Genomic DNA, 11,779 nt, shown 5'->3' with positions numbered 1-11,779 from the left:
CTCGCGCAGTCGCGTCGCCATCCGGTTGCCGTAGCCGTAGGCCGCGTCCTTGTGCACGATCGCGGAGCACCGAACGCCACATTGGGGCGCACGAGGCCCCGGTCAGCCGTCGTGGTGGTGGCCGCCCGGGTGGACGTGGAACTTCGCCACCTCGGGCGGGTGCACGACGAACGGCCGCATCATGCCCTCGTCCTCGTGGTCGAGGATGTGGCAGTGGAACATGAACTCGCCGGTGCCTCCGCCGAACCGCCCGGCGACGCTCACCCACTGGCCGGGGTTCACGATGATCGTGTCCTTCCAGCCCTCCTCGTACTTCTCCAGCGGGACGTCGGTGAAGCCGCTGATCGGCGCCGTCGTCCGTTCCGACGCCTGGTCGAACGTCGTGGTGAAGGCCCGCCGGAACAGCGCCTGGAACTCCGTCAGGTGGATGTGGATCGGGTGCGAAGGACCGCCGTTCGCGACGTGCACGAGGTTCCACACCGCCCAGCGGTCGTGGTCGATGAAGATCCCCGTCGTGTCGTCGAAGAGCCGTCCGTTCATCCGGAACGTCTTCAACCCGCCGTTCGGGTCCTGCAGCTGGATGACCCCCGCGCCGCCCGGGTCCGCGTCGACCTCCTGGAGGTCCCACATCTCCGGATGGCCCTCGGCGTTGAGCAGCAGCGCGACCCAGACGTGGTCGTGGTCCTCCGGCAGCGTCGTGCCGTGCTGCAGCCGCGTGTACGACGTCGAGAGCTTCTCCGGCAGCCGGAACGAGTCGTGCTTCGCCCGGCCGTCCACCCGGAACTCCAGCACGTCCGGCTCGACCGTGCCCAGCCTCGGGTCGGCGTTGCGCAGCTTGAGCTTCTGCCCCTTGAAGCGGCTGAAGTCGATGAGGACGTCGAAGCGCTCGGCCGGGGCGACGGTCAGCCCGCCGTTCGGCAGCGGCGCCGGCGCGGGCAGCAGGCCGCCGTCGGTGCCGATCAGGCGGACGGCGTCGTTGACGGGCGTGTTGTTCTCGTCGACCAGGTTGAGCGTGTAGAACCGCGAGTTGGCCGCGTTGAGCAGCCGGAAGCGGTACCACCGCGCGTCCACGTCCAGGTGCGGCCAGATCACGCCGTTGACCAGGGTGAACGGGCCGGTGAACGGGATCATCGGGCCGTTCGGCGGGATGAAGGGCACCTTGAACAGCAGCTGGCCGGTGAGGGCGCCGGTCGCCGGGTCGGTGTCCAGGTTGCGGTCGGTGATGATCAGCGGGAGCTCGTGGTCGCCGTGCGGCAGGCCGAGCGCGTCCTCCTCGTCGTCGCGGACCAGGTACATCCCGGCCAGGCCCGTGTGGACGTTGAAGCGCGTGATCGCCATGGCGTGGTCGTGGTACCAGAGCGGCATCGCCTGCTGGCGGTTCTGGTACTCCGCCAGCTGGGACGTGCCCTTGAGGCCCGCGTTGTGCGCCCAGCCGTCGTTGCCCGCGTTCGTGCGCGCGCCGTGCAGGTGGACGACCGTCCACGCCGGCAGGTCGGCGACGCCCTCGATGATCGAGTAGTTCTCCTGGTCGAGCTCGCGGCCCGGACGGCTCGACGGCCCGGAGGTGATCGGGCCCTTGACGGCGACGAGCGGGAACTCGCCGTCGATTTCGTTCGACCACGAAATCCGCAGCTGCTTGCCGCTGCGCACTTCGATCGTCGGACCGGGGAAATGCCCGGCGTACGTCCACAACGTACTTTCGGGCAATTGCGAGTGCAGCTTCTGCCGCGTGCCGACCATCGGAATGGTGATCGTTTCCCGGCTGCGGGGCCGGAACACCGGTGGAACCGGCAGTGGGTCGAGGAACTTGGTGAGTCCCCAGTTCGGAGCTTCGATCGCCGTGGCGGCAGCCGGGCGTTCGATGATTTCTGTCAAGGTTCTCCCCCTTGGGTAACGGGGGCAGGAAGAATTGTGCAACGACGGGCGCGCCGCCGCTGTGTTGCCGCTGTGGCCAGTATTCCCCCGAACCCCCTCGGTGACGGGATATGCGACTCCCCTCGCGATACCCGCAATTTCCACTCTAGCCCTTTTCGGCGTGCCCCGCAGGTGCCTCGCGCGCGTGATAGGTTCCGCCCATGAACGAACGCCGGTGGACGTACCTCTCCGACATGGACGGCGTCCTGGTGAAGGAGGAGCACCTCGTCCCGGGGGCCGACGAGTTCCTCGCCGAGCTGAAGGCGAACGGCACCGACTTCCTGGTGCTGACGAACAACTCGATCTACACCCCGCGCGACCTGCGGGCCCGGCTGGAGCGCACCGGGCTCGACATCCCGGAGGAGTCGATCTGGACCTCGGCGCTGGCGACCGCGAAGTTCCTCTCGTCGCAGCGGCCGAACGGCTCGGCGTACGTCATCGGCGAAGCCGGCCTCACGACGGCGCTGCACGAGGTCGGCTACGTGCTGACCGAGCGTGACCCGGACTACGTCGTGCTGGGCGAGACCCGCACGTACAGCTTCAGCGCCATCACCCGCGCGATCCGGCTCATCGAGGGCGGCGCGAAGTTCATCGCGACCAACCCCGACGCGACCGGCCCGAGCCTGGAGGGCTCGATGCCGGCCACCGGGTCCGTCGCGGCCCTGATCGAGAAGGCCACCGGGCGCTCGCCGTACTACGTCGGCAAGCCGAACCCGCTGATGATGCGCTCGGCGCTGCGCCGGCTCGGCGCGCACTCGGAGTCGACGCTGATGATCGGCGACCGGATGGACACCGACGTCCACTCGGGCATCGAAGCCGGACTGCAGACCATCCTGGTGCTCACCGGCATATCCAGCCGGGAGTCGGCCGAACGCTATCCGTATCGGCCGACGCTGGTGCTCGACTCCGTCGCCGACCTGATCGGGCGAACCCAGGACCCGTTCGGGGAAGGCTGACCTACGCGGCGTCGGAAGTAGGGCTTATCGTCACCGGATGAGCAAGTCCACGTACGTGGTCGGCGACGTTCACGGCCACCGTGACGAACTCGCCGACGCGCTGAGAGCCGAGGGCCTGGTCGACGACGAGGACAACTGGTCCGGCGGCGAGAGCCGGCTGTGGTTCCTCGGCGACTTCGTCGACCGCGGCCCGGACGGCGTCGGCGCGATCGACCTGGTCATGCGCCTCGAGGAGCAGGCCGCCGAGGCCGGCGGCCAGGTCCAGACCCTGCTGGGCAACCACGAGATCCTCGCGCTGGGGATGTACCACTTCGGCGACGAGCCGGTGCCGTCCGACTTCGGCCCGCGCAGCTTCGCCCGCAGCTGGGAGATCAACGGCGGCCTGCTGTCGGACCAGGACCGCCTGACGCCGGAGCACATCGAGTGGCTGACCGCGCGCCCGCTGGCCGCGCTCGCCGCCGACCACCTGCTGCTGCACTCGGACACGCTGGAGTACCTCGACTGGGGTTCCTCGATCGAGGAGATCAACGAGGTCGCTCGCGAGATCCTCGAGGGCAGCGACATCGAAGCGTGGTGGGACGTCTGGCGCCGCATGACGACGCGGTACGCCTTCCGCGGCCCGGACGGCGAAGAGAACGCCGAGAAGCTCATGGAGGTCCTCGGCGGCTCCCGGATCGTGCACGGGCACAGCGTCATCGCCGACCAGCTGGGGATCCACCCGACCCAGATCGAGGGCCCGTTCCTGTACGCGGGCGGCAAGGCGCTGGGCGTCGACGGCGGCCTGTTCGTCGGCGGGCCCTGCCTGGTCGTCGAGCTGCCGTACGAGCCGGAGTCCTGATCAGGGGATCTCGACGATCTCCTTGCCGAGCGGCATCAGCGACACCGGGATCATCTTGAAGTTCGCGACGCCGAGCGGGATGCCGATGATCGTGATGCACAGCCCGATCCCGGTGACGATGTGCCCGATCGCCAGCCACAACCCGGCGAAGAGGAACCAGATGACGTTGCCGACGAACGACGCGGCGCCCGCGTCACGCCGGTCGACGACGGTGCGGCCGAACGGCCACAGCGCGTAGTGCGCGATCCGGAACGACGCCAGCCCGAACGGGATGGTGATGATCAGGATGCAGCAGATCACGCCGGCGACCAGGTAGCCCAGCGCCATCCAGAAGCCGCACAGGACGAGCCAGATGATGTTCAGCAGGGTGCGCATCAGACGTGCAGCTCCCCGCTCACGACCGTGACGGCCTGGCCGGCGAGGTGGACGCGGTCGCCGTCCTGGCGGGTCCGGACGACCCCGCCGCGCTCCGACAGCTGCTCGCCGGTGAGTTCGTCCGTCCCCAGCCGCCCGGACCAGTAGGGCGACAGGACGCAGTGCGCCGAGCCGGTGACGGGGTCTTCGTCGATGCCGACGCCGGGCGCGAAGAAGCGGCTGACGTAGTCGACGTCGTCGCCTTTCGCGGTGACCAGCAGCCTGCCGTTCCAGGTGTCCTTGAGCTTCGCGAGGTCCGGAACGAGCGAGCGGACGGTCTTGGCGTCGGGCACGACGGCGAAGAGGTTCTCGACGCCGCGCCCGGTGTACTCGATCTCGACGCCGGGAAGGATCTCGGACAGGTCGTCGCCGGTCTCCCGCGGCGGGTCCGAGGGGAAGTCCAGCTCGACCCAGCCGCCGGCGGCCTTGGCGCGCAGTTCGCCGCTCTTCGTGGTGTAGGTCTGCTCGCCGCCGAGGACGTGGGTGGCCGCGACGGTCGCGTGGCCGCACAGCGCCACCTCGACCGCGGGCGTGAACCACCTCAGCGGTTTCGGGCCGTCTCCGGACGTCACGACGAAGGCGGTCTCGGCGTGCTTCATCTCGGCGGCGACGGCCTGCATCCAGGCGGCGTCGGCGGGTTCGTCCAGCAGGACGACCCCGGCGGAGTTCCCGGCGAAGGCCCGATCGGTGAAGGCGTCGACGATGAAGAAGCGCATGCCTCCAATGTAACCGCGGGTCACGCTGTCGATCTTGGTCGGCGCGGGAATTGGGGGATGTCCCCTAGGACGTCTCACCGATGGTCGGCCGCATGATCTTTTCGCCGTCGGGTCCCTCGTCCGGCTTGAGGTCGTAGACGTCTTCGTCGACGCCGTACTTGTTCTTGTGCTCCTGGTCGTCTTCCTTCTTCTTGCCCGCACCGGCGGCACCCGCGGCTCCGGCACCGCCGGCCTTGCCCTTGGCCGCGGCGGCGGCGGTGGCGCCGCGTTCGAGACGCTCGCCCGGTGCCTTGCCCGTGCTCTTCCCCGTGGCCTTGGCGCCTTCTCCCGGTGCCTCCTTCGGCGTGGTGCCGGCGCTGCCGGACACGCGGGACCCGGCGAACCCGGTCCCGGCCCGACCGGACCCGATACCGGGCTTGCCGCGCGTGATGTCCTCGCTTCCCCGGCCGACGCCGGGGTTTCCGGTCATGGCGAGCCCATCGGGAGTGAGCCGGTTGAACCCGCTCGCCGCCGGCGCGGCACGGAAGTTCGTGTTGCCGCTGAAGGTGCCGGTGCCGCTCGTGGTGCCGGGCGGAACGTACGACGGCGGCGTCGTCCCGGGTGGTGTCGTGCCCGGCGGGGTGCCGCCACCGGGAACGTAGGTGCCGCTCGTGCCGCCCGGTCCGGTGGTCCCGCCGGTGCCGCCGCCGAAGCCGGTGCCACCGAGGCCGGTGGTGCCGGTGCCGCCGCTGCCGTGGAACCCGGACGCGGAGGTGGAGTCGCCCTCCCCGAGCTGCGGCGGCGGGGCGTAGGTGGGCTGGGAGCTGGCCGTCTCGTGGTAGGTCGAGTCGAGGTTCTGGAGGACCTGGACGGCCTGCTGGTGCGCGGCGTCCGCCTGCTGCTGCTTGGCCTGGATGCCGTCCATGGTGCCGCTCATGCCGACGAGGTCGCCGGATTCGTACTGCCGTCGCGCCTTGTCCAGCTCGGCCTGCTGGTCGAAGCCGGTGGGCTCGGGCATGTTCGTCTTGGCGTAGTGGGCGGCGGCGGACTGCTGGGAGTAGTGGTTGGAGACCAGCTGCATGGCGTTGCCGGTCTGCTCGGTGTGACTGGCCGTGCTCTGGAAGAACGTGCTCGCCTGGTCGGCCGCCGGTCCCTGCCACGAGCCGCCGGCTGCCGTGGCGGCGTCGCGGAACTGGTTGGACGCGTCGGCCAGCCAGTTTCCGTAGACGTTCGCGACCCGGCTCCGGTTGTTGATGCCCTCGATGTCGAGGTCCTTGTGGACCATGTCGTACAGCACCTCGTGCGGGCTGTTCGCGTAGTTCTCACCCGGGGCGGGCGAGCCGCCGCGCAGCGTCTGGCCGTCCTGCAGGAGTTTCCCTTGCGCGACCGAGTAGTCCGACGCGGCTTGCTGCGTCAGCCGCTGCGCGTCGCTGTGGCCTTGGAGCTTCTGGGCGGTTTCCGCGTAGTAGTCACCCTCGGATTCGCGGTGCTGCGCCCGGTGCGGCTGACTCATGGCTGGACTCCGTCTCAGTTCTTCGGCAGTAGTGGCTCGACCTTCGCGGCGATGTCTTCGACCAGCCGGCAGGCCTTCGCCGTGTCCGTACCCGACGCGAGCAGGACGAAGGCCCGGGAGCTGGGTTTCACTTCCATCCACACGCCGCACTGCCCGCGCGAATTCTCCGGTTCGCGTTCTTCGACCGCGGGGCGCCCGTTGACGTTTCCTTCGCTCGCCTGGCTCGGATTGCCGACGTTGTCCTTGTAGTTCCGCCCCGGCTGCAGGATGAGCGCCGCGTCCACGCCCGGTGTGTCGCCGGAGGTGGGCTTGGTGGTGCGGCAGGCCTCCTTGGTGTTCGTGTCCGCGACCATCGGCCCGGCTTTCGGAAAGCCTTGTCCGGCAAGGACCTGGTCGAGGATCGAGCACGGGCTGAGGCCGGCGAAGGGATCGCCGGGATCGGTGGTCGCGCTGTTCGTGGCGGGGACGGTCGAGCCCGCCGCCGGTGCACCGGGATTCGCCTGGCCGCCGACCTGGCTCGTGCAGGCGGCCAGGCCCAGGGTGATGGCTATCGCGGCGAACCCGCGTCGAAGCATCACTTCGCCTGCAGTCCCTTGTCGAGTTCGGCGAACGTCGTCGTGTGGGCGTCCTCGGTTTCACGGTAGTTCTTGCGCGCGATGACCATCGCTTCGCGAGCCTGCTGGATGCCGTCACGCATCTTGATGAGGTTGGGGATCAGCGACTGCTCGTCACCGTCGGCCACCTTCACGTTGAAGGCGGCGACGGACTTGGCGTACTCGCTGCCGCCCATCTCGGCCTTGATCGACAGGGTGCGGACGTCGACGATCATGGCGTTGTAGCCGTCGAGGAAGAAGTCGCAGGCCTTCATGTACGCCTGGAAGCCCTCTTCGTTCACCGCGAACTGGCCGTTCTCGGCGAGGCTCTTCAAGTGGCTGCCGCCCTCGCTGACCTGCCGCGCGGCCTCCGAGTCCACGTTCCCGCCGAGCAGGCCCGAGAGGAAGTTCGAGCCCGCGTCGCCGGCGGCGGGCGGCGGCGTGAACGACCCCGGTGCGCCGAACTGCGATCCGCCCATGACACGCCCTCCCCGTCGTCCGGTGACACCCTCCGTGGTCCTCCCGCACTGTACTAGTGACGAACGAGGCCCGTCAGTGGTTCCTGCCACGCTCGTGGAGCCAGCTCCGCAGGTGAGAACCATCCGATGGGATGAACCGGATCCGGCTTTCGCCGCCCGGCAGGGCCTCGGTGACCATCAGGAACCGGCCGCCGTCGTTGTCGACGAACGTCGTCGTGCCGATCGGGTGAAGCGCGCCTTGGCCGCGCCGGGCCGACAGCTCGAAAGTGCCGTAGCGGTGCAGCGGCCACGACGAGAACTCGGCCGCCGCCGCGGCGTCCTGGCGCGAGCCGGGGGCGACGAACGCGAGCTCGGCCAGCGGCACCGGCCGGTAGCTCGGCAGCATCCCGACCACGAGGTCGACCAGCCGGTCCGGCCGGGCCTGCGCGAACAGGATTTCTTCGCCCGCCAGCTCCGAAAACACGCCCAGGCCGTGGCCGATGGCCGCCCGGTAGAACACCCGGCGCCCCTCTTCCACCGCGCGGACGATGATCAGGACGTCGGGCTCGGTCCACGCCCGCAGCGTCTGCTCGACCTCGACGTCCAGCTTGTCCTGGGTGGCCAGCCCGCGCGTCCGCATGGATTCCCACGACTCCGCCGCGATGCGGTCGTGCTCCGCCAGGGTGCGGCCGGGGCTGCGGATCTCGAACGGGTGCCAGTTCGCCGGAAGACCGGTCCGCCGGACCGCGACGTCGACCTCGGCCAGGCCCAGTGAGAATTCCTCCGGCACGTCCCCGAGCGTAGCGGAACCACCACCCCGCGCCCGGTCCTCGAACCGGCGGTCATCCGGTGGCGCCGCTCTCTTCGAGGCGGTGGGCGCGGACACGCTCCTGCAGGGAGTCGTACCACTGGCGGCCGCGTTCGCCACAGTTGTCCCTGATGAGGTGTTTCAGGCGTGCGGTGTTGGCGTTCAGGTCGCGCACCATGGCCCGGCCGCGCTCGACCTCGACGGACAGCAGGCTCCGCGACCGCGTGAGGTTCCCCGCCGCGGCGTCGAGAGCCTGGCGATCCGGCCGGCGGCGACGGCCGCCGGCGTCCTTCGCGCGCAGGCGCAGCTTCACGGTGAGACGGACGTCGGCGAGCATCCGGGACATCGCCCGCAGCGAGTCACCGGCGGAGCGGTAGTGCTTGTAGGCGCCGTCCGCGCACCCGAAGGACGCGAAATGCAGGTCGCGCAAGGTCACGAAGTCGACCTCCGATTGGGCCCGCCGAAGCCGGGAATCGACCTCTTCGGCCAGCCGGCGCACCTGCTGGTTCTGCGCTCGCACCTGCTGGACGGTCTCGTCCGCCCGCACCGTCGCCGCGCGGACCGATTCGACGCTGACCGCCCTGGGCCGTACCCCGGGCGGGAACCAGCGGTCCCACAGGCGGTACAGCAGGACGACGATCACCGCCGCGGCGCCGGTGCCGCCGACCACGATGAACGTCTGTTCGGCCGCGTGCGGGCCGTGCGCGGTGTTGCCCGCGAGCAGGAGCGCGGCCGCGGTCACGTTGGTGACCAGCAGGAGGAGCACGCTGCGGAGGAGTCCGCGTCGCACCATCGCTTTCCGCATGTTCTTCGAGAGCCGGCGCCGCCTGCCTCGCCGTCCTCTCCTGCCCCGCCGGGTGAGCGGTGTGCCGGCCCACGTGCTCAGCACGAACGCCACGATGGGGGCCATGGCCAGCGCGACCAGCCACTCGGTCCGGCTCTTGGCGAACTCGGCGGGCTCGTCGAGCAGGAGGTAACCCACCACCGCGGGAGCCGCCAGCGACAGGCAAGCGGCGGCGACGACCCAGGCCGCGAAGGGCAGGCCGAACAGCACGAGCAACAGGCAGCCGCATCCGCCGCCACCGGATCCGCGTCGGGGCATCCGCTCAGTCCTCGTCGCCGGTCATCGCCGCCGCCGGCGTGGCTTGTTCCCCGTGGGGAGAGCCGGCGGCGCGGGCGGGCGGCCCAGCACCGAGCCGACGTGGCGCACCAGCTCGTCACCGTGCACGGAGTGCTGGTTGACCAGGTTTTCGGTCAGGAACCTCAGCGCTTCCAGGTACAATTGCTTCTCGGCCAGCGAAACGCCCGGCCGCACGAGGTGCAGCTGCATTTCGGCCATTCTTTCCCGGAGGCTGCTCGCGCTGAGCTCGGCGTGGTCGACGCGGTTGTGCATGCTCTTCAATGACGCGCCGACGGCGACGCGCCGATCCGCCAGTGCGGTCAGCCGCTCCACCTTGGCAGCGTCGATGCGCCGGCCTTCCACGCTGAGCTGGCGCATTTCGACGGCGCAGGCGCACGACTCGGCGAAGATCCGGGCGGCGGCGCCCAGCGGGTTCAACGCCTCGGCCAGGTGGGAAACCGCCTGTCCGAACACGACCCGGCCATTGTCGAACCTGACGAGTTCCCTGTCCAAGAAATGTCCACCCATCTCGCATTCCGGCACGGTGCGGAGGGGACGTCGTCAACGTCTCGCCTTTCGTTACGGCCGGGGGAAATCCTTTCCAGCTCGATTTCGAGGGTGAAACAAACCGGACGAACGGCCGCCGGCGTCGGCGCGGGTGGCTGCCGGCGGCCCGGCTTCCTAGACTCGACGAGTCACCGCCGACCGCAGGAGGCACCCATGCCTGACGCGCCCGCCTTGCCGAGTTACGCCTCGGGGATCTCGGAGGTCCCGCTGCTCGGGGACACCATCGGCGACAACTTCGACCGGACGGTGGCCGCGTTCGGGGACCGGGACGCCCTCGTGGACCGGACCGCCGGCCGGCGGTGGACCTATCGGGAGCTGGCCGCCGAGGTGACCGCGCTGGCGCTGGGGCTGGTCGCGCAGGGCATCGGCAAGGGCGACCGGGTGGGCATCTGGTCGCCGAACCGGGCTGAGTGGACGTTCCTCCAATACGCGACCGCGAAGATCGGCGCGATCCTCGTCAACATCAACCCCGCCTATCGGTCGCACGAGCTCGAGTACGTGCTCAACCAGGCCGGGATCCGGCTGCTGGTGGCGTCGGACAAGTTCAAGACCTCCGATTACCCCGCGATGGCCGATGAGGTCCGCGAGAAGTGCGCCGCGCTGGAACAGGTCGTGATCCTGGGCGGCGAGGACTGGCAGGCGCTGCTGGCGGCGGGCCGCGGTGGTGATCCGGCGGGGCTGGCGCACCTGCAGGCCGGGCTGTCGGCCGACGACCCGATCAACATCCAGTACACGTCCGGGACCACGGGCTTCCCCAAGGGCGCCACGCTGTCCCACCACAACATCCTCAACAACGGCTACTTCGTCGGCGAACTGTGCAACTACACCGAAGCGGACAAGGTGTGCATCCCGGTGCCCTTCTACCACTGCTTCGGCATGGTGATGGGCAACCTGGCGTGCACCAGCCACGGCGCCTGCATGGTCATCCCGGCGCCGGCGTTCGACCCGCGCGCGACGCTCGAAGCCGTCGCCGCCGAGCGGTGCACGTCGCTCTACGGCGTGCCGACGATGTTCATCGCCGAGCTCAACCACCCGGACTTCGGCGAGTTCGACCTGTCGTCGCTGCGCACCGGGATCATGGCGGGCTCGCCGTGCCCGGTCGAGGTGATGAAGCAGGTCATCGACCGGATGGGGATGAGCGAGGTGTCCATCTGCTACGGCATGACCGAGACGTCCCCGGTGTCGACGCAGACCCGTGCCGACGACTCGATCGAGCGGCGCGTGTCGACGGTCGGGCGGGTCGGGCCGCACCTGGAGGTCAAGGTCGTCGACCCCGAATCCGGCCTGACGGTCCCGCGCGGCGAACCCGGCGAGCTGTGCACGCGCGGGTACTCGGTGATGCTCGGGTACTGGGAACAACCGGACAAAACGGCCGAAGCGATCGACGCGGCCCGCTGGATGCACACCGGCGACCTGGCGGTCATGGACGGCGACGGCTACGTCAACATCACCGGCCGCATCAAGGACATGGTCATCCGCGGCGGCGAGAACCTCTATCCGCGTGAGATCGAGGAGTTCCTCTACACCCATCCGGACATCCTCGACGCGCAGGTCATCGGTGTCCCCGACGAGAAGTACGGCGAAGAGCTGATGGCCTGGGTCCGGATGCGTGAAGGCGCGTCGCCGTTGACCGCGGAGAAGGTGCGCGAGTTCTGCAGCGGCAAGCTCGCGCACTACAAGATCCCGCGGTACGTCCACGTCGTCGACGAGTTCCCGATGACGGTGACCGGCAAGGTCCGCAAGGTCGAGATGCGCGAGAAGTCGATCACGCTGCTCGGCCTGGAAGAGGCGGCCGCGACCAAGCACGCCTAGGGCGTGTCTCCAAAATTTTGGCCCGGTGGCGGGCGATGATCTGCTGGTGACTCGCGCTGGTGAGATCTCGGATGAGCTGTGGGAGCTGGTC

12 protein-coding genes are annotated in these 11,779 nt (G+C 69.5%); 3 read left to right on the top strand and 9 right to left on the bottom strand.

Going from position 1 to position 11,779, the window contains the following annotated elements; genetic code table 11:
• Positions 1–102: 102 nt before the first annotated feature.
• Positions 103–1,875 carry a multicopper oxidase domain-containing protein gene (locus AB0G28_RS48005; RefSeq protein WP_361105934.1) on the bottom strand — a complete coding sequence of 591 codons (1,773 nt, stop codon included), beginning with the start codon at positions 1,873–1,875 and terminating at the stop codon, positions 103–105.
• 200 nt (positions 1,876–2,075) lie between these two features.
• Here AB0G28_RS48005 and AB0G28_RS48000 point away from each other — a divergent pair, with 200 nt between their 5' ends.
• The gene (locus AB0G28_RS48000) at positions 2,076–2,870 is read left to right on the top strand and encodes an HAD-IIA family hydrolase (protein ID WP_361105931.1); all 795 of its coding nucleotides are present in this window, start codon (positions 2,076–2,078) and stop codon (positions 2,868–2,870) included.
• Positions 2,871–2,907: 37 nt separating this feature from the next.
• Positions 2,908–3,708: a metallophosphoesterase gene (locus AB0G28_RS47995; RefSeq protein WP_361105928.1), complete on the top strand. Its 801-nt coding sequence runs from the start codon at positions 2,908–2,910 to the stop codon at positions 3,706–3,708.
• Here the strand turns inward: AB0G28_RS47995 and AB0G28_RS47990 are convergent, their stop codons facing one another.
• From AB0G28_RS47990 to AB0G28_RS47955, 8 genes are all read right to left on the bottom strand, one after another.
• Positions 3,709–4,083 (bottom strand): YccF domain-containing protein, encoded by a 375-nt coding sequence (locus AB0G28_RS47990; RefSeq protein ID WP_361105925.1) that lies wholly within the window; start codon positions 4,081–4,083, stop codon positions 3,709–3,711.
• The gene (locus tag AB0G28_RS47985; protein ID WP_361105922.1) at positions 4,083–4,838 is read right to left on the bottom strand and encodes a PhzF family phenazine biosynthesis protein; all 756 of its coding nucleotides are present in this window, start codon (positions 4,836–4,838) and stop codon (positions 4,083–4,085) included. The genes AB0G28_RS47990 and AB0G28_RS47985 overlap by 1 nt, the downstream gene beginning before the upstream one ends.
• A 64-nt stretch (positions 4,839–4,902) precedes the next feature.
• On the bottom strand, positions 4,903–6,330 hold the full coding sequence (locus AB0G28_RS47980; protein ID WP_361105920.1) for a hypothetical protein: 1,428 nt from the start codon (positions 6,328–6,330) through the stop codon (positions 4,903–4,905).
• 14 nt (positions 6,331–6,344) lie between these two features.
• Positions 6,345–6,905 carry a DUF3558 family protein gene (locus tag AB0G28_RS47975; protein ID WP_361105938.1) on the bottom strand — a complete coding sequence of 187 codons (561 nt, stop codon included), beginning with the start codon at positions 6,903–6,905 and terminating at the stop codon, positions 6,345–6,347.
• Positions 6,905–7,402, bottom strand: coding sequence for a hypothetical protein (locus tag AB0G28_RS47970; RefSeq protein ID WP_361105917.1), 498 nt, complete (start codon positions 7,400–7,402; stop codon positions 6,905–6,907). The genes AB0G28_RS47975 and AB0G28_RS47970 overlap by 1 nt, the downstream gene beginning before the upstream one ends.
• A 73-nt stretch (positions 7,403–7,475) precedes the next feature.
• A complete protein-coding gene (locus AB0G28_RS47965; RefSeq protein WP_361105914.1) occupies positions 7,476–8,171 on the bottom strand; it encodes an ESX secretion-associated protein EspG in 696 nt (231 codons plus the stop codon).
• 52 nt (positions 8,172–8,223) lie between these two features.
• The gene (locus AB0G28_RS47960; RefSeq protein WP_361105912.1) at positions 8,224–9,291 is read right to left on the bottom strand and encodes a hypothetical protein; all 1,068 of its coding nucleotides are present in this window, start codon (positions 9,289–9,291) and stop codon (positions 8,224–8,226) included.
• A gap of 21 nt (positions 9,292–9,312) precedes the next feature.
• Positions 9,313–9,822 carry a hypothetical protein gene (locus AB0G28_RS47955; protein WP_361105909.1) on the bottom strand — a complete coding sequence of 170 codons (510 nt, stop codon included), beginning with the start codon at positions 9,820–9,822 and terminating at the stop codon, positions 9,313–9,315.
• A 207-nt stretch (positions 9,823–10,029) separates the two neighbouring features.
• Between AB0G28_RS47955 and AB0G28_RS47950 the strand changes: the two genes are divergently transcribed.
• The gene (locus AB0G28_RS47950; protein WP_361105906.1) at positions 10,030–11,688 is read left to right on the top strand and encodes an AMP-binding protein; all 1,659 of its coding nucleotides are present in this window, start codon (positions 10,030–10,032) and stop codon (positions 11,686–11,688) included.
• The last annotated feature ends 91 nt before the right edge of the window (positions 11,689–11,779 follow it).

The sequence above is a fragment of the Amycolatopsis sp. NPDC021455 genome, from assembly GCF_040640995.1.
Lineage (GTDB): Bacteria > Actinomycetota > Actinomycetes > Mycobacteriales > Pseudonocardiaceae > Amycolatopsis.
Note: the sequence above shows the minus strand (reverse complement) of the source record. Positions and strands in the feature narration are given on the sequence as shown.